Here is a 19303-nt window from a genome sequence, read left to right as displayed (position 1 = left end):
GTATTTCACCTAATTATTGAGCTAACCTTTTACCCTTTAAAATTGTTAACATGGGGTAGAGAAGTCAACTATTAGTCGTTTTTATGGAAAAAAATAAAATTATTGTGTTTTGGTTTCGTCGGGACTTACGTCTGGATGATAATGCCGGGCTTACTCGCGCACTGGCCTTGGGCTATCCCGTATTACCTATATTCATATTTGACGAAGAAATTTTGAAGCAATTGGAGGATAGGAGGGATCGACGTCTTCATTACATCCATCAGGCTTTAACCCGTATCAATACCCTACTCGGGGAAAGTGGTGCAACTTTGAATACGTTCTATGGTAAACCTATCGCTATCTACAGGGAGTTGATTGAAAAATTCGATGTGCAGGGAATCTATTGTAATCGGGATTATGAACCGAAAGCAATTCGTCGGGACAAAGAAATTTTCGAGCTTTGTACAGCTAGGGGAATTCCTTTCAAAGCTGTGAAAGATCAGGTTATTTTCGATAAAGGAGATATTTTAAAGAATGATGGAACACCCTATACGGTTTATACGCCTTATGCAAAGAAATGGCGGGAAAAATTACGTCCAGAGGACCATCTTTCCTCTACCTGCACAACGGGATCTTTCTTTCAACAAAACCATCAGCAGATTATTTCTTTGGCGAATTTAGGATTTCTGAAGACTGACCTTATTTTTGAAGAACCAGAGCTGAATGCGACGATTATTGACCATTATGATACCACCCGCGATTATCCGGCATTAATGGGCACAACTAAATTGGGGATTGCACTTCGTTTTGGAACAATCAGTGTTCGTCAATGTGTTACTTTTGCTTTAAAACACAATGCGACCTGGTTGTCTGAATTGATCTGGCGTGAATTTTTTATGCAGATACTCTACCACTATCCGCATGTTGTTACGGAGTCCTTTAGAAAGCAATACGATGCCATACAATGGCGCAACGACGAAGTAGAATTCCAGCAATGGTGCAACGGAGAGACCGGATATCCTATGGTCGATGCGGGTATGCGCCAATTGAACAGTTCGGGTTATATGCACAATCGCGTACGAATGGTTGTAGCCAGTTTTCTTTGTAAGCACCTTTTGATTGATTGGAGATGGGGGGAGGCCTACTTTGCACAAAAATTAAATGATTATGATCTGTCGGCCAACAATGGTAACTGGCAATGGGCCGCCGGCAGTGGTTGTGATGCAGCTCCATATTTTAGGGTTTTTAATCCAACGCTCCAGGCTGAGAAGTTCGATAAAAATCAGGAATATATAAAACAATGGGTTCCTGAATTAGACACTTTAGACTATTGTAAGCCTATTGTTGACCATCAGTTTGCCCGTGATCGTGCGATAAAGACCTACGCAAAGGCGTTGAAATAATGGTATTGAATGTCTTCTCCTTACGAGCGGTTTTAAGGACCAACAAGTAGGAGCGGACATTCAATGTATCTAATTTTATTGATCTAAAAACTCGGCTACAAATGCGTCAAATGCCTGCGGATTTTCGGCTTGAACCCAGTGACCAGCATTAGGAATTGTTTTAAACACGGCATTTGGAAATTGTTCCCTGATCTTAATTTTATCTTCAGGTAATATATATCTTGATTTCTCTCCAGGTAGAAATAATGTGGGACCGTTGAATATTCCCGATTTTACCCCGACAGTGATGAACTCCGTATATTTATTTTTTAAAACATCCAGATTAAAGCGCCAATCTAATTTCCGATCTTCTCTGATATATACATTTTTTAATAAAAATTGGATAACTCCCGGATCACTCAAATAGTGTTCAATCTTTACTTGTACATCTTTCCTGTTATCCAGTGTTGTGATATCCACAGCAGATAGCGCATCGAAGATATCCTCGTGATGTGGCGGATAAGCTTTTGGGGCTATATCAGCGATGATCAGTTTTTCAATTTTTCCGGGATGATCAATAGCAAATTGCATCGCTACTTTTCCGCCCAAAGAATGGCCCAATAGGAGTACTTTATCTGCTCCAATGGATGTTATATAGGCCAGCAGATCTTCTACCATAACTTCCACCGACATATCTTCACTATGGAAACTTCGTCCGTGATTACGAAGATCGAGTAAATGTACCTGTCTTTTCTCTCCGAAACTACGACCAAAGGATCCCCAGTTGTCTGCCATACCAAAAAGCCCATGCAGAACAATTAATGGAGTGCCACCGTTATCTGCGCCATATATTTTGCTGTGTTGTAATTCTTTCAATGCCATGCTATCTATTATTGCAATTATCACCTCTCTGTGATCTGTATATGCAGCGAAGTTAGCTTTTGTTGGTGATTTTTTGATCGAAATTATGTAAAACATTTACATCACTTCCTAGTTGATCCCATCTTGTCGCTCTTATCAAAATGGTAGTATTTGGTGATTTATTGGTAGTTCATCGCTGCTATATCCACCTTAATTTTGTGTAAACTTAATTCATAAAATAGATGAGCAATAGCGCGTTAATAGTCATTGATATTCAAAATGAGTATTTTGAAGATGGCGGAATGGAACTTGTCGATCCGTTGAAGGCAGGTAAAAATGCAAGAAGAGTGATCGACCAATTTAGGCGAAGAAAATTGCCTGTGGTTCATATTCAACATATTTCTTCAGATCCCGAAGCAATGCCATTCTTTATTGATGGCACAAGAGCTGCCGAAATTCATGAAAGCGTAAGTCCAATGCCAAACGAGCTTGTCATACGTAAACATTTTCCCAACAGCTTTAGAGAGACAGAATTATTGGATTACCTTCGCAGAAATAAGATCGAGGAACTTGTTGTCGTGGGCATGATGACCCATATGTGTATTGACGCCACGGTACGTGCTGCTGTCGATTTGGGCTTTCCATGTACGGTAATTGATGATGCCTGTGCGACGCGCGATCTCGAGATCAATGGCTCCGTAGTTGGTGCACTGGAGGTTCAGCATGCCTTTCTCGCTGCATTGGCATTCTTTTATGCGCAGGTTCAAGATACTGAGACGTACTTGGAACTCCATTGATTTCAATGGAAGTTGGGCCATGTGGTTGCCGATCTGCATGGCCCGATTTTCATAACGTCAATTTGTATACGTAATTCAATATTTATTTGAATTCCTGAATAAATGCACCAATGGTTTTTCCAGTTTGAGTTTTGAAAAACCGCATTAAATGATTGGGTTCTGAAAAGTTAAGGTCAAAAGCAATTTGATTAACGGAATGGTCAGAATGGATAAGAAGGTCCTGAATCTCGAATAGCAAACGCTGCCGAAGCAGGTGTGTCGCTGTGGTATTAAACTGTGCTTTAACGGCCTGATTTAACGTAATCCTACTTATTCCCATGAGTGTCGCATATTCGTTTACCCGTTGTTTCTCCCGAATGAACTGTTCCATAAGTTCTTTAAATTGATAGGCGAAATTATTTTCCGCTTTTTGGTTCGGCAGCTTATTCAGGCGGGCATATTTTCGGTTTAAAGTCTGCAATAGGTAATAAAGTAAAGAACGAATAATATGGGCGCTATCTGCTTGGCTTTCGATAAGTTCAAGTTTAATTTCGGCGAGAAGACCACAGAATTTTGACATATGTGTGTCATCTGCTATAATTTGGGGCACATAACTAAGTTGGTAGAAATATAATAGTTTGTATGTGAATAGTTTATCTGAAAAAAAAATCATGCAAAAAGTCTTCCTGAAAAATCAATGTTGTAAATTCAAGGTGTTCTGGATCCAGTTCCCAGGTATGTTTTTGAAAAGCCGAAATAAAGATGATTGAATTGTCGGACAAGGAGAGAATCTCTTGCCCCATTATCAATCTGCCTTTGGCTTTTTTGAAAAATAGAATTTCAAAAAAATCTTTATGGTAAGTATCTTGATGTGTATAATCCGTTTCTTTTTCATTGAGGACATTCAACAAAAACTCAACACCGCATTCACCCTTATGGAATTTTATTGTTCTCAATCTAGATTACTTTAATGAACCAAAAATACTAAACTTTATACGTTACACCAGCCTAAATACAAATATTATCGTACCGCTTTAGCCCTTATGTTTATTGCCGCAACTAAGCAAGGAGTAAGGATTGGAGGCGAAGTGTTTGGATGGTAAAAAGGCTTTCTATTATTTGGTGGTTTTCAAAATAGTTATCAAAACAGTAGTCAAAACAGTTAACGGAGAATAGATGAGTTGGAGAGCACGTTAAGAAGGAAGCTGAATTTTGAAAATGGGAATAAAATTTTTGGTAAAAGTGATTTTCATCACTTTTTTGTTGGGAAGAATACGCTACATTTACTGGTGTAGCCATTTATCCAGTAAGATTAGTATTTGGTATTGACAAAAATTATTTAGCCATAAAAATATATTATTTGGGGGTTTTCTCGTTATGAGAGGCCCCTTAATTTTTTAAGCAACCTCTAGTTCTGAGATGAAGAAATTATGCACGCCACCGCAAGCTTGAGGTCTTGTTTTAAAGAAAATAGGTCTTTTCGATAGCTTTCAATAACTTGTTCGAAAAGACCTATAGGTGTCTTCTTATTACTGCTTAGTAAATTGCATTCTGTGCCGTTAATATAACAGGAGCGCCATCGGTAATGAGAATTGTATGTTCATGTTGCGCCATGAATCCACCTTTGTCCCCAACCATTGTCCAGCCGTCGTTGAGTTCGGTCGCGTATGTGGAGGTTGTTGAAATAAAGGTTTCAATAGCAACAACAGTATTTTTTCGAAATCTTCGTTGGTCAAAGCGATTTTTATAGTTAAGCAATTCATCGGGTTCCTCATGCAGACTTTTTCCTACACCATGTCCGCCAAGATTCTTGATGACTTTATAGCCTCTTTTTTTCGCTTCAGTTTCTATTAGATGCCCAATATCGGCTATTTTCACGCCACCACGAATATTATTTATTGCTTTTTGAAGAATTTCTTTTGATGCTTTTACTAACTTTTCGTGTTGAAATATGTCCTTTCCTATAACAAAGGAACAACCATTATCAGCCCAATAGCCATCCAGTTCGGCAGATACATCGATATTGATCAAATCACCTTCTTGCAATAGTCTTTCCGCAGTAGGTATTCCGTGGCAAAACTCGTTGTTTATACTGATACAGGTGTAGCCTGGGAAACCATAGGTAAGAGCGGGAGCAGAATTCGCACCCATGCTTTTTAATATTTCGGCTCCATATTCGTCAAGCTCTTTCGTGGACATACCCACTTGAGCATGTGTTATCATAGCTTTTAAGGTGATGGCAACGGCATCGCTCGCTTTTTGTATGCCTGTTAGCTCTGTTTCATTCGTTATAGACATCGCTGATGTTTTTATTGTGAGCAGGTGAGCTCTGTTTTTTATTTTGTTATTTATAACTACCGGGAACAAATGATTAAAGGTCATTTTGTTTTAATCGGATATAAACCAGTACAAAGGTCTTAATAAAATTGAATAAAATAGACATTTGCTTGCGATTACAAGTAAATATACTGTGTTTGGGCGTTAAAAGTCTAGTAACAAATGCTGAAAAGCAATGTGTTTTTGTCCTAGTTTTTATTGTTTTAGTCCTTTGTTTTAATGTTTAGACATTTATTTTTTTATGTATCTTTACATAACTTTATGATGTTGCTATTGATCATTTAAATTAGAATAAAATGGCTTTATTAGATACCCTAGAATGGCGTTATGCCACAAAAAAATACGACCCTACAAAAAAGGTCGCTCAGGAAGATTTGGATAAGATTTTGGAGGCAGCACGTATGGCTCCGAGCTCGTCTGGACTTCAACAGTTCCGTGTGATTGTGATTACGAATCAGGAATTAAAAGAAAAAATTGTACCTGTGGCTTGGGGGCAACAAATTGTTGCTGATAGCTCACATTTATTGGTCTTCGCAGGATGGGATAGCTATACGGACGAACGTATTGATAATACCTTCGACAAGATGAATGCGTTGAGAGGTTTACCTTTAGACACCACTGACGAGTATAAAAATAGATTGAAAGCACAGTTATCGAGCCTATCCGGTGAGCAACAAGCAGCCCATGCGGCTAAACAAGCCTATATTGCTTTTGGTCTGGCAATTGCTCAGGCTGCAGAATTAGGCGTTGATGCAACTCCTATGGAGGGTTTTTCAAATGCCGAATTGGATGAACTTCTTGGTTTAGATAAACTGGGATTGAAGAGTGCAGTTATGCTTCCTTTAGGCTATCGGATGGAAGAACAAGATTGGTTGCTGAAGCTGAAAAAATTTAGACTTCCGAAAGAGGAATTTTTGATTGAACTCGCATAAATTGCAGAACAGTATTAAAAAAAGCGTTTCAACACTTGGTTGAAACGCTTTTTTTATAGTTACCTCCAACTTACACAGGGACCGCATTTATAGACTACATAAGTTTACTGTTTGCCCCTTTTTTAGTTTCACATATTGTATGGTGTTATCTTTCTGTAAGGTCTTTTTCGTACTGACATGCATGAGCGTCTTGGGTTCAAAAATTCGAAAGGTACCATCTTCGGTCGCAGTTATTTTCAGCATAACGATTTTATCTCCTCTTTTTTCAGCGTTTACGATAAATCCGCCCATCGTTCTTAAATTTTTGAAAGATGCTGTTGCCCATTCAGCAGGTAAGGCTGGAAAGATTTCTACATAGTTATTCTTGCTCTGAATGAGCAATTCGTGTATTCCTTGCGCAAATGCAAAGTTACCTTCTAACGTAAATGGTCGATACGTAAAGTCTGAATATTGCCCCCCTTTCTGGTCACCATTCAGATGAAAGGAATTGGTGGAACAAAAGTTCTGTGCAAATTTTTGAAGATTGATTACGGCTTCCTTTCCTTGTTTAGCTCGCGCGTGTAAACAAGCCATCCATGCAAAGGAATAACCGACCCACGCACGGGTACCCAGTTTTTCAATATGATCTAGGGAACTTTCGATGAGCTCTTTTTCCTGCGGATTATTGATGTCTAATAAATCCAATGGATAAATTGCCATATAGGGAGACATATGCCGATGGGAATGTTTCATTGGAAGATTTACAGCAACTTGTAGTCCGGTTTCATCCGTTGCATAATGAGGTAGTTGGGCCTTACATTTTAACCAATTCTTCGCTTCTTGCGGTTTTCCCATTGCTGTGCTCACCTCACTTGCAGCCTGGAAAAGAAAATGCGCTAAACTAAGATCGAAATTGGTCCAATTGTCAAACCATGCTGATACACTGTTGTCATTGTATTCGGGACTGCTGCTCAAAGGCAGGTAACGGAGTCCATTTTTTAATGTGGTTATATTTTTAAGGTAAGTCGCAGACTCAACGATATAGGGATAGGCTTGTTCTCTTAGAAAGGTTTTATCCATGCTATATTTCCATTGCCAATAAAAATGTTGGGCCGCCCATGCACCAATAGTTGGAGAAAGAGAATACTGAATCCATCCACCCATAGGATCTCCATTTAAAGTAAGGACACCGGGTACATTCAGCCCATCGACACCAAAATATTGCTTGGTAAAATCACTATTTTTTTTGCGGATCTTCCAGAGCCAATCTGTATAGCTTTTGGCTTCGGCCAATCTATTCCCCGAATAGGCTGGCCAATAGCTCAATTGGGTGTTAAGGTCATTGTGAAAGTCTCCTTTCCAAGGGGGGAGACCACCATTATCTGCCGTCCAGACGGCCTGAAGCGTAATTGCTGGAGCACCTTCTCTTGCGACAGCACCGAGCTTGTACATATCAAGATAATATTGCTTTTCAAGATTTTTTTCTGGAATAGTTATACTTGATTTGGACCAATAGTTTGACCACCAATGCAAATGGCTTGCTTTTTCTTCGGTGTATTTTTTGAGGGAAAGTTCAGAAGGGGCTACCTTTTGATCGTTGACGATTGTCCAATAACCAATCAGTTTTTTAGCTGATATCTTTTCCCATCTCAATACAACTTCAAAAAAATGATTGTCATAAGTTTTTTGGTGCAGCACTTCGTAATTGCTGGTTCGGGTTATATTCCCTTGCTTATATCCTAATCTTGCTAAATTTTGACCTTCAACAACGCTTTTGTTTTCATCTTTGTTTGCGCTATTTTCATATTGATGGGGAATTAATTGAGGTACAAGGTCACTCACATTGTTTCCTGTAATTTCAAAATAGCCAAAGGGTTTATAGGCGTGTATGAATGTTCTTAATATCCGACCATCTTTGAATTTAAGAATATTGGTGGCCTGTTCCAGGTCAAGTACGTTCGAAACGACAGTGCCAAATTTCGCTAAGTCAAAGAACAGCGACGCTGCTGGAAGCTTGGTGGGATAGGGGGATCTATCGTAAGGAGCGTCTCCCCACTCTTGTACAATACCATAGCTGTTGTTTTTTATTTGTTGTTGGACCCAATTGAATTTGTGGTTTTCTATTGCAAAGGCCTTTCTTTCATCCCATAGATCTGCGCGATCAAGTGAAAATCGAATCATATTATCTTTTTTCCAAATCAGTGCACCCAATTGACCATTTCCCAACGGAATGCCTTCATCCCACCGCGAAGCCAACTGATCGAAATGGAGGTTGTTGTCCGATGTCGGTTGACCGAAAGAGAACACTGTGAACGAACAGAATAGTATTAAATAAAGATATTTCATAATTGAAAGGGTTAGCTTGTAAATTTAAAACTCTGGAAGGGGAGATACTGACACTATTGTTACTTTTTTGCATACTATTTTATCTATGCGAGGGCCTTGAACCTGTTAAAACCACTTTAACAGCAGATTTAGCGGTGATTGTATGCAGTACAGAAAACTAAATAAGTTAATTCGTATCGAAATTGTTATACTTTTTGATACGTAGGAATATGTCGCAAAAGTGTTGTTTTATTGTCTGCAGTTTAACCAAAGAAAGTACGTTATGCTGTTTTAAATCAATCTTTTGAGCAGGTGGGACTATAGTATCCAGAAAAACTTGCAAGGGCAAGGGGTAATATTGTTTATGTTTCTGTTAATCTAGTTTTAGTATAATCCAGTGTTGTTCTCTAATTTTATCCTACTCGAAACTAGCACATTTATGGAATAGTTTCGGCTCCACTTAACGAAGAAAACAATCATTATTCATTTCGTTTAGTGCATAAACCTAAAATAATACAGAATAGATATATCCCAATGCTATGAGAAAAAAGATTTTGGTGCTAATATTATTGGCGCTTGTGCTTATTGGTACAAGCATTTTGACTTTTGGAAAAAAAGAGCCAGTTGATTTTAGCGCTGATGTTAAACCGATATTGAATAAACATTGTATCACATGCCATGGTGGGGTTAAAAAAAATGGTGGCTTAAGCTTTCTTTTTGAAAATGAGGCCTTCGCCAAAGCCGAGTCAGGCAAATCGGCAATTATTCGTGGCGATGGCGAACACAGTGAACTTATAAAGAGACTGATTTCCGATGACCCTGAATTGCGTATGCCTTACAATGCCCCTAAACTGAATGACGATGAAATTGATATACTCAAAAGATGGATCGATGAAGGAGCTAAGTGGGGAGAGCATTGGGCCTATACAACACCTAAGGAAACGGAGGTCCCTAAACCTTTTTCGTTGCTCAGTATATTTGGTGTTAAGCCCAAAGGGGTGAACAATACGATTGATTTTTTTGTTTTGGATAAGATGAAGGAGAAGAAATTGTCCTTTGCAGATGAAGCCGATAAAGCATCGTTGCTCCGAAGAGTTTATTTGGATCTAATTGGTATCCCACCCTCGTTGGCAGAGATTCAAGCCTTTGAAGCAGACCAGCGTGATGATGCTTATACCCGGCGGGTAGACAGTCTACTGGCTTCTCAGAAATATGGCGAAAAGTGGGCGAGTTGGTGGTTGGATATGGCGCGATATGCCGATACGAAGGGCTACGAGAAGGATGGTTCGCGCACGATATGGACTTATCGGGATTGGGTCATCAAGGCCTTAAACAAGGATATGCCTTATGATGAATTTACGATTGAACAGCTCGCTGGGGATTTGCTTCCGGAACCAACCAAGGATCAACTTATCGCAACAGCATTCCATCGCAATACCATGAATAATGATGAAGGCGGGACCGATAGCGAGGAATTTCGGATGGCTGCGGTTTTGGATCGTTTAAATACAACTTATCAAGTATGGTTGAGTACGACCTTTGAATGCGTGCAATGCCATAGTCATACTTATGATCCGTTTAAATTTGAAGAGTATTATAAATCGTTAGCTTTTTTTAACAACACCAGAGATGAAGATACCCAAGGTGATCATCCTAAACTGCGTTTTTACACCGCACAGGATGAAAAGCGAATTGACAGTATAAAGAGGTGGTTGTCGACGACAGGAAATGCCAGCTTGGTAAAATCAACAGATCTATTCCTTCACACCCTTGAGCCCAAAGTCCATGCGCATTACAGCGACCAAATAGTAGATGGTGCGCTTTATGATACGAAATGGTTGGGGGTTAGAACTGGAGGATCGGCTCGATTAAGGGCAATAAACCTGGATAATAAACAGCAATTCTTCATGAATTTCTGGACAGGTGCGGTAGGTGGAAAATTGGAAATTCATTTGGATAAACCTAGCGGACCAATACTTGCCGTCATTGATTTGCCGAGTACGAATGGAAGACAGGTTATTCAGTCTCCCATAAGTGCGACTCGTGGTGTACATGACTTATATCTGGTTTTCAAGAATCCATCTGTCGCTCATGGACAGCCGATCTGCATGATTGAATGGTTTGCATTTCGCGAGAACTTTCCACATGAAAAGTCACTGGATAATATGAATTTTCAAAAGACTTTTCTCCAGTTGGTCAACATGCAACCTGAGGGGGTACCAATCATGATTGAAAATCCCAAGGACATGCATCGTAAAACCAATGTATTTATACGCGGTAACCGCCTGTCGCTAGGTGCGGAAGTGCAGCCTACAGTTCCGGCATCACTGAATAGTTTCCCTAAGGGGGCTCAACGCAATCGTTTGGGTTTTGCGCAGTGGATTGTCAGTAAGGAAAACCCGTTGACAGCGCGAACTTTAGTTAATCGCGTATGGGCTCAACTATTTGGTCGGGGGCTTGTTGAACCATTGGGAGATATGGGCACACAGAGTATTCCGCCGATTCACCGAGAATTATTAGATTATCTTGCCCTAGATCTGATGAATACCAAAAAGTGGAGCGTTAAAAAATTGATCCGCGAGATGGTATTATCCGGAACTTATAAGCAATCCTCTAGCTTGAACAATTCCAATTTTGAAAAGGATCCACAGAATTATTATTTGGCAAGGGGACCTCGCTTTAGATTATCTGCCGAACAGATTCGCGATCAGGCTTTAGCCGTAAGTGGATTGCTCAGCAATAAAATGTATGGACCAAGTGTAATGCCATACCAACCGGATGGGGTATGGATGACTGTATACAGCGGTGAGTCCTGGGTGAAAAGTGCTGGAGAAGATCAATACCGAAGAGGCATCTATACGTTTTTAAAGCGTACGAGTCCTTATCCTTCTTTTGTTTCTTTTGATGCTTCGAGTAGGGAGGTTTGTTTGGTCGACCGTATCCGTACCAATACACCGCTGCAAGCGCTTGCCACATTAAACGATCCTGTTTATCTCGAAGCGGCTAAACATCTGGGTGCTATTATGGAAAAGGAGGGAAATGGAAACCTCAGAGATGGTATCCGTGTCGGTTATAGACATGCAATGTTGAAGGATGCCGATGAAAAGAAACTCAAAGAGCTGGAACAGCTTTATCAAAAAGCGTTGATTGATTTCAGCAAAAAGCCTGATTCGGCAGCCAAATTTTTGAATGAAGATTTAGCGAAAAGCAATGTAAAGGTCCTGCCTTCAAAAGCTGCCTACATGCTTGTTGCCAATGCAGTGTTGAATTTGGACGAGTTTTTAACGAAATCATAAATAATGAAATGATAAATATGGAATGATACTTCTGAATAAGGGCTTTCGTGTGAAAACGAAGTCTTTTGTTAAGAAGGGTAAGGCCTATGAAATAATAAGAATATAAACCGAAATGAGCTAAAGCTGCGGACTAAAAATTTAGCGACACAGCCCGTTCATACGTAATGATAGTCAGATGAAAGATCTAAATAAGCTAATAGAAGAAGCGCAACAATTTGAATTGCAGGCTGTCACAAGAAGACATTTTCTAAAGGATTGTGTGGCAGGTATCGGAGGTATTGCTTTGGGGAGTTTGTTGACGAGTTGTAATGGATGGGGACAGTCAAAATCAGCAGAAAAGTTGGATCTGAATGCACTCAATCCACTGGTACCCAAGCCTCCTCATTTCCCAGGTAAGGCTAAAAGTGTAATTTATCTGCATATGGCCGGCGCTCCGTCGCAATTGGAGTTATTTGATTACAAGCCTGCATTACAGAAATTACATAATCAACCTTGCCCAGAGTCCTTACTCGCGGGAAAGAAATTTGCCTTTATTCGTGGGATTCCAAAAATGTTGGGGCCACAAGCTACTTTTAAACAGTATGGAGCAAGTGGGGCTTGGGTATCAGATCATTTGCCTCACTTTAGTAAAGTTGTTGATGAAGTGAGTTTTCTGAAGGCCGTGCATACCGATCAGTTCAATCACGGTCCAGCGCAATTGTTTATGCATACGGGAAGTGCCCGTCTCGGCCGGCCAAGCATTGGTTCATGGGTAACTTATGGTCTGGGATCTGAAAATAGCAATTTACCCGGATTTGTTGTGTTAACATCGGGAGGTAAAACACCGGATGCAGGAAAAAGTGTCTGGGGAAGTGGATTTTTACCATCGGTATACCAAGGCGTTCAATGTCGTTCAAAGGGTGACCCCGTATTGTATATTGCCGATCCTGAAGGAATGGGAAGGGATATGAAGCGTGATTTGATTGATGCCATAAATAACGTCAACAAAACAGAATACGATACCTTTAAAGACCCAGAAACCTTGTCGCGGATTGCACAATATGAGATGGCTTATAAAATGCAGGTTGCAGTTCCTGAAGTGATGGACATCAATAATGAACCTGCTTATATTCACGAATTGTATGGAACTGAGCCGGGTAAAGAATCGTTTGCCAATAATTGCCTCTTGGCTCGGAAACTCGTAGAACAGGGGGTACGATTCGTTCAGTTATTTGATTGGGGTTGGGATAGTCACGGTACAAATCCCGCAGATTCGATTGATCTTGGCTTTAAAAATAAATGCCGGGAGATTGATCGACCAATGACCGCATTGATTATGGATCTAAAACAACGTGGTTTGCTGGAAGAAACACTAGTCGTGTGGGGAGGGGAATTTGGACGTACACCGATGCAAGAAAATAGGGACAACAGCGATATGCCATTCCTGGGACGCGATCATCATACAGACGCCTATACCATCTGGATGGCAGGTGGGGGAGTTCGTAATGGTATAAGTTACGGTCAAACCGATGATATTGGGTTCGCTGGGGTAGAAGGGCGTAGTTCTGTACACGATGTCCATGCGACCATGCTCCACTTTTTGGGTTTTGATCATGAGAAATTTACGTACGATTTTCAAGGAAGGCCATTCCGATTGACAGATGTGGAGGGTGAACTTATTCAAGCTATAATTTAAAAATATGAAACAACTTCTAGTATTAATTTTATTTATGAGCAGTTTTCTATCTATGACTGCCCAGCAGTTACACATCAAATATTATTGCACCAATTGGGGAAATAGCGATTCCTGGGATACGTTCTGTCTCCGGGTGAAAAATGCTGGTTACGATGGTGTTGAATCCTGGTTACCTGGTAGTCCAAATGAGCGCAAGGAGATGATCGATGCATTACATAAATATGGATTGAGTTTAGGATTGCTTTCAGGCGGATCGGGCGGAACTTATGAGGAATATAAACAAAGTTTTAAGCGTAATTTGGATGAAGCAGCACAGCTGAAACCCGATTATATCAATTGCCATACAGGTAAAGATTATTACTCGTTTGAGCAGAATAAAACATTAATTGAGCTTGCAGATGCGGCTAAAAATAAGTACCACATCCCCGTTTATCATGAGACCCATCGCGGAAGATTTAGTTTTGCAGCTCATGTGACAATAGAATATTTAGAGAAGATTCCGACCTTACAACTTGCGTTGGATATCTCGCATTGGTGCAATGTACACGAATCAATGCTTTCTGATCAGACCGAGGCTGTAACAAAGGCACTTTCCAGAACGGAGCACATTCACGCACGAATTGGGCATCCTGAAGGACCACAAGTCAATGACCCTGCGGCTCCTGAATGGAAGAGTATTGTTGCGCAACATTTGACCTGGTGGGATAAAGTTGTTGCTAAACACAAGGAAAATGGGATGAAGTTATTAACCATAACGACCGAGTTTGGTCCAGCAGGTTATTTACCCACATTACCGTTTACACAACAACCGGTGGCCGATCAATGGTCAATCAATGTTTATATGTTGCATTTACTCAAAGACAGATATAAAGAATGATAGTTTTCTTTGATGAATTATTGGGCTTTTTGGGACGATTTCACCCGCTTTTGGTCCATCTACCGATCGGCATATTATTGTTGGCTTTTGTTATGGCAATTAGGATTCAGTTTAAAGGCGGGGATATGTATTTGCCTGCTATTAAGCTCTCCTTATTCCTAGGGACAATCGCTGCTATAGTAGCTGCTTTGTCGGGTTATCTGCTTTCACGAAATGGAGGTTATGAGGAGGATGTACTGAGCTATCACAAGTGGCTGGGAATTGCCGTGGCTATCAGTAGTTTGTTGCTTTGGTTTCTTTATCGTAAAGAATCTCCTGGTGCATTTCGCTTTTGGCTTTTTTTCATCCTGGTGCTCTTGATTGGGGTGACCGGACACTACGGTGGAACACTGACACATGGAAAGGGTTACTTTGTGGAAGCTATGCCAGTAGCACTTAAAAAGCTGTTTAAAGCGGAAGAAGATAAAGAGGAGGTTCTTATCGTTCAAAATGCGCAGGAAGCAGAAGCCTATATGGGAATTATTCAACCTATTCTAAAACAGCGTTGTCAAAGCTGCCACGGGCAAAGAAAGCAGGAAGGGGGGCTGGCATTGGATACAAAAGAGAATTTGTTAAAAGGAGGAGAGAACGGCACAGTACTAAATGCAAATGATTCGAAAAAGAGTGAATTATATGCCCGGTTGGTGTTGCCCGAGGGACATAAGAAACGTATGCCACCTAAAGGTCGTACACCGATAACCGCTGATCAGATAAAACTGATTGCCTGGTGGATTGATCAAGGAGCCAATTTTGATAAAAAAGTGCATGAAATACCACAAACGGAGGAAATAGCTCATTTGTTGAAAAAATTGGAAAGAGGGGAAAAAGAGGTGTCTGCTGTATTGTATGCTGATCTACCAGCAGCACCAGCTTTGCCAAAAGATAAAGTTGATGCTTGGCAGGCTAAGGGTATTAAGATCATCCAAGTTGCAAGAGATAATAACTTCGTGTTGGTTAATGCGATTAATTATCCTCAATTTAATGATAAGGACCTACAGGAATTGTTAGCCATTAAGGATAATATTGTACAGCTGAAATTAGGAAATACGGCTGTTACGGATCTTGCTTTTTCAACATTTTCGGCAATGCCAATTCTTTCCCGTCTACATCTGGAAAATACAAAAATTTCCGATGCTGGATTGAGCCAGCTGAAAGGCCTGTCAAAATTAACGTATTTGAATCTGACAGGAACAAAAGTTACATCAAAAGGGTTATCAAAACTGAACGAGCTTCCAAACTTAAAGAACGTATATCTGTATAAGATCGTAAATCAGGAAGTCGCTGCGATAAAGCAGTTGAATGCTAAGATTAAGGTAGATACTGGTAATTATAGTTTGCCTTTTATTGAAACCGATACAATCAGGTTTTAAGCTGTTATTGGACCTGTTGACTACACGATGAAAATCCGCGATCCAAATAATACTCTTGTCCAATTTAACAACTTGGCGACATAGGCAAGTAATTTAAGGGAAATAAACAGGATATTTTGGCGGATAGGAAGCGAGTATACAAAGGAGAATGCGGAAAAGGCTTTAGCGTAATATAAAATAGGAATGCTAAGGTGAGGATTTCAAATAAAACCTTCATGACTTCGTAGACACCAACAGCAATGAAAGCAAACTGAAGGTTCTTTTTGGCCAATAAGATTAGACACTTTCAGAAAAAATGCCCCCAGAAAGTGTCTAACTTTTTGGGGGCACTGCAAATTTCCTGCTGCTCTTTTTACATCGCGATAAGCTGTTTTTATTTAGTTCCAGCATGTTCTAGTAATTCGATCGCATCGTAAAGCACACCTGCTTCACCTCTAAAAGTTCCTGAACCCTCTGGTTTGTTATCTTTTGTGTACCATTCATAAAAACCTTTATTTTTGATAACACGGGCAAGCATCGGCTGTATTTGCTCATAAGCTTCCTGTTGAAAACCATTTTTAACGAGCTGCTGAATCATACGCCCACCGAACCAGGTCCAGTCCCCACCATTTTGATAACCATACGGATACATGCCTTTGTTTTTAAATGAACCTGCAGGATAAGTTGGGTACACGGTAAGTCCAATTGTTGCCGCACCAGCGTCTTTTACATTTTTAATCATTTTATCCAATGAAACTTTTATTTGCTCTTTGCTGAGTAAATTCGCCTCAATAGCGATAGCTGTTCCACCATGATAATAGATTTGATTTTCATCAAAATCAGCCGAAAATGGAGAGCCTTTGATATAAATATGGGGAATAAACTTTTGGTTCTTTTCATCCCAAAGGTGTTTCATGGTATTACTTGCTATGGAAGCTCTGATTTTTCCCCATTTTTCTTTTTTCTCAGGAAGTAGATCCATGTAGTTGTCAAGGGCGATCAAAAACATCGCATTGTCGTAGATGTCCAAAGCAATATGCGAATTTTCATCTAGATGGACACCCCAGTCATGCTCGGGTTGAACGTCGCCCCAATCAACCGTGGTTGCACCCCAAAGTAAACCATAAGTATCATTATAACGTTTGTCCAATAAAAATTGCAAAGCACGTTCCATGCGATCCTTTACAGTTGCATCACCAATTTTTTCATTGAGAAAAGCCTTATCTTTAGTAGCAACGATATATTTGTGTACCGCTTGAATTAAAGAGGATTCCTGGTCTGTTTCAACGGTGTTTTTATGTGCAGCATAATCAGGAGCCAAGGTACTGGTGATTGTGTAATAGTCCGATACGCCATTTTTTAAGCTGGACTTTTTGACAAAACCATCGGCAATATTACCATCAGGGCCTTGTAGTTTAAAGAACAAAGCCAATTGATCTTTGATCTGTTCATGGGGATGTACTTTTGTTGCTAAGGTGATAAATGTATTGTAGTCTCTAATCCATACCTCACTGTATCCATCCCCCGCATTGAATCCGCTTTTGATGATGTTCGTAGCCATATCTTTGACAATATGGAAGCTGCTATCTTTTTGGATGCTGTCTTGTAAATTGTTCGTAGATGCTTTACTGCCCGGGTTTTGGCAGGACAGTAATAGGAGCGATGAAGATAATGCAAAAAATATAGTTCTCATTGTGCTGTTTGTTTATAATAAATGGTTTGATTAACATTTGGATTCTTTGACAAAAGATTGGATAACCTTTGCCTTACCGTTTCCTAAATTACGCAATGTATAGGACCCAGCAGCAGCAGGAACGGCAAAAGTCTCGGCATAATGGAAGACCCTCTTCATGCCATTTGCTGTCGTCAGCTCAATTGCCTCACCCTCGACAAGCATCATGATATGGCATTGTCCCTGCGTTTCAATCGAAACATCCTGATCGAATTCGTATCTAAAAACATCGTAGAAATGATCTTCATGCGTTGGCAAATGTATTCTTGTTTTTTGCGCATCAAGGACTTTTTCACTGGGCTGAGCTAGCAGTGTGTTTTTTACGACATCACCTTTCCGGCTAAAATTGAGGTTAGCGAATGCTCTATCAATATTTAATGGACGTGGTTTCCCATCTAAATCGGGACGCACCCAGTCGTACATTTTAAAGGTATAATTATAAGGTGTTGCACTGATTTCGAGCACGAGATTGTTCACGCCGGAAGAATGTACGGTACCATGTGGAATCAAATATAACTGGTGTTTCTTGGATTCGAATTTTTGAACGTATTGCTCGATATCCATAGCTATTCCGCTGTGGAAGCTCTCTTCTAAAGCGGAGCGAAATTTGTCTGCATCAATTGTTTGCTGAAAGCCCAGATACACTTGCGCGTCCTCTTTTCTATCAACGATATAATATGATTCGTCCTGTGTGAAGTTTTCTCCAAATTCTGCTTTTGCATAAGCTGGACTGGGGTGACATTGAATGGATAGGTTGCCACCATCAAAGGTGTCCAGAAAATTGAAGCGTATTGGGAATTCGACATCGAAACGTTGCTGTGCATGACCGAGTACATTGGCACTTTCTTGAAACATCAATTGATCGAATGAAATTTCGAGTATATGTCCATCTGCTTCGAGCAAAATACCATTTTCGGGGACAATCATTTCGAAGGACCACGCATAGTTTTTGACATCCTGATCGATGCCTGTAAGGTGCTCTTTCATCCACTGTCCACCCCATACTCCGGGTTCAAAAGTTGGTCGTACGCGGAAGTAATTTTGGGACATGGTTTGCAATGTATCGCGTAGATCCTTCCCCGTAATCCATGGTAAGCTGTGGGACGATTGTTGATCCGCAAGAATTTCGACACGGGACAAGATGGATCTTTTATGTCGGTTCAATATTTCCCAGTCGACAAAATAGTAACGCTTATAGGTTTCCTTTTGATTGGTTTGTGTTGAACAGCCTAAATTTAAAGCTTTGCCCGCACGCATGCGTTGAATAAGCACATTTTTGGGCAAATCAATATACATCAGCTGACTAGACGTATCGACTAATGATGCTCCAGGACCGTAAAAGATGGTATACTTACCTTGTTTTGAATCGGAGTTCGCTAGTATTGATTGAAAATCCGCTAGTTTTTCGGTATCAAAGTATTCAATGAGCTGAATCCCGGCCTTTTTTCCGAACAATGGGTCATTGCCGCCTAGGTAGGGAGAGACAATATCCTGGATGGCTGATTCCGATTTTAAAGCAGAATCCATCGCAATAAATCGTGCGGCTACGCCCTGTCTTTCAAATTCTTGCTTCAGGTTGGGGATGATTGTGCCCCAGTTAACACCTACAAAACCATCAATGCTATGTATATTATGTGTAATGAGATGTGCGACAAGATTCGGGTAGGAATTTGATAATGTTCCTTGAACTGGAAACGTCGGAGCGATTTCGTACTGAAAAGGTTTTGTTTGAGTATTAGAATACATATTGATGTAATTTATTGC

The 19303-nt window shown here is 40.3% G+C and carries 14 protein-coding genes; 7 read left to right on the top strand and 7 right to left on the bottom strand.

The annotated features are described in order from the left end of the window. Window positions 1-83 precede the first annotated feature (83 nt). On the top strand, window positions 84-1382 hold the full coding sequence (locus tag M2419_RS01115; RefSeq protein WP_159730845.1) for a deoxyribodipyrimidine photo-lyase: 1299 nt from the start codon (window positions 84-86) through the stop codon (window positions 1380-1382). A 75-nt stretch (window positions 1383-1457) separates the two neighbouring features. Here M2419_RS01115 and M2419_RS01110 read toward each other — a convergent pair whose 3' ends face one another. Then, window positions 1458-2243, bottom strand: coding sequence for an alpha/beta fold hydrolase (locus M2419_RS01110; protein WP_088162049.1), 786 nt, complete (start codon window positions 2241-2243; stop codon window positions 1458-1460). Window positions 2244-2464: 221 nt separating this feature from the next. Between M2419_RS01110 and M2419_RS01105 the strand changes: the two genes are divergently transcribed. Next, complete coding sequence (locus M2419_RS01105) at window positions 2465-3019, top strand: cysteine hydrolase family protein (protein ID WP_159730843.1); 555 nt, start codon at window positions 2465-2467, stop codon at window positions 3017-3019. An 82-nt stretch (window positions 3020-3101) separates the two neighbouring features. Here the strand turns inward: M2419_RS01105 and M2419_RS01100 are convergent, their stop codons facing one another. The 3 genes from M2419_RS01100 to map all read right to left on the bottom strand — a co-directional run bounded on the left by M2419_RS01100 (window position 3102) and on the right by map (window position 5296). After that, window positions 3102-3578: an AraC family transcriptional regulator gene (locus M2419_RS01100; RefSeq protein ID WP_259254080.1), complete on the bottom strand. Its 477-nt coding sequence runs from the start codon at window positions 3576-3578 to the stop codon at window positions 3102-3104. A 73-nt stretch (window positions 3579-3651) separates the two neighbouring features. After that, complete coding sequence (locus M2419_RS01095; protein WP_259254079.1) at window positions 3652-3954, bottom strand: hypothetical protein; 303 nt, start codon at window positions 3952-3954, stop codon at window positions 3652-3654. A 580-nt stretch (window positions 3955-4534) separates the two neighbouring features. Further along, complete coding sequence (gene map, locus M2419_RS01090; protein WP_159730841.1) at window positions 4535-5296, bottom strand: type I methionyl aminopeptidase; 762 nt, start codon at window positions 5294-5296, stop codon at window positions 4535-4537. 335 nt (window positions 5297-5631) lie between these two features. Here map and M2419_RS01085 point away from each other — a divergent pair, with 335 nt between their 5' ends. Beyond that, on the top strand, window positions 5632-6267 hold the full coding sequence (locus M2419_RS01085; RefSeq protein WP_159730838.1) for an NAD(P)H-dependent oxidoreductase: 636 nt from the start codon (window positions 5632-5634) through the stop codon (window positions 6265-6267). 87 nt (window positions 6268-6354) lie between these two features. Here the strand turns inward: M2419_RS01085 and M2419_RS01080 are convergent, their stop codons facing one another. Then, window positions 6355-8592 carry a glycoside hydrolase family 95 protein gene (locus M2419_RS01080; protein WP_259254078.1) on the bottom strand — a complete coding sequence of 746 codons (2238 nt, stop codon included), beginning with the start codon at window positions 8590-8592 and terminating at the stop codon, window positions 6355-6357. Window positions 8593-9110: 518 nt separating this feature from the next. Between M2419_RS01080 and M2419_RS01075 the strand changes: the two genes are divergently transcribed. The 4 genes from M2419_RS01075 to M2419_RS01060 all read left to right on the top strand — a co-directional run bounded on the left by M2419_RS01075 (window position 9111) and on the right by M2419_RS01060 (window position 15828). Continuing rightward, a complete protein-coding gene (locus tag M2419_RS01075) occupies window positions 9111-11867 on the top strand; it encodes a DUF1553 domain-containing protein (protein WP_182331332.1) in 2757 nt (918 codons plus the stop codon). 175 nt (window positions 11868-12042) lie between these two features. Next, a complete protein-coding gene (locus M2419_RS01070; protein ID WP_153846732.1) occupies window positions 12043-13542 on the top strand; it encodes a DUF1501 domain-containing protein in 1500 nt (499 codons plus the stop codon). A gap of 4 nt (window positions 13543-13546) precedes the next feature. Then, window positions 13547-14419: a sugar phosphate isomerase/epimerase gene (locus M2419_RS01065; RefSeq protein ID WP_153846733.1), complete on the top strand. Its 873-nt coding sequence runs from the start codon at window positions 13547-13549 to the stop codon at window positions 14417-14419. After that, window positions 14416-15828 carry a c-type cytochrome domain-containing protein gene (locus tag M2419_RS01060; RefSeq protein WP_227550222.1) on the top strand — a complete coding sequence of 471 codons (1413 nt, stop codon included), beginning with the start codon at window positions 14416-14418 and terminating at the stop codon, window positions 15826-15828. The genes M2419_RS01065 and M2419_RS01060 overlap by 4 nt, the downstream gene beginning before the upstream one ends. 373 nt (window positions 15829-16201) lie before the next feature. Here the strand turns inward: M2419_RS01060 and M2419_RS01055 are convergent, their stop codons facing one another. Next, window positions 16202-17500 carry an amylo-alpha-1,6-glucosidase gene (locus M2419_RS01055; RefSeq protein WP_153846734.1) on the bottom strand — a complete coding sequence of 433 codons (1299 nt, stop codon included), beginning with the start codon at window positions 17498-17500 and terminating at the stop codon, window positions 16202-16204. A 30-nt stretch (window positions 17501-17530) separates the two neighbouring features. Then, window positions 17531-19285, bottom strand: coding sequence for a class I mannose-6-phosphate isomerase (locus M2419_RS01050; protein WP_259254077.1), 1755 nt, complete (start codon window positions 19283-19285; stop codon window positions 17531-17533). Window positions 19286-19303 lie beyond the last annotated feature (18 nt).

The sequence above is a fragment of the Sphingobacterium sp. BIGb0116 genome (assembly GCF_024808035.1).
Lineage (GTDB): Bacteria > Bacteroidota > Bacteroidia > Sphingobacteriales > Sphingobacteriaceae > Sphingobacterium > Sphingobacterium paramultivorum.
The sequence above is the reverse complement of the archived record's forward strand: the minus strand, read 5'-3'. Positions and strand labels throughout refer to the sequence as shown.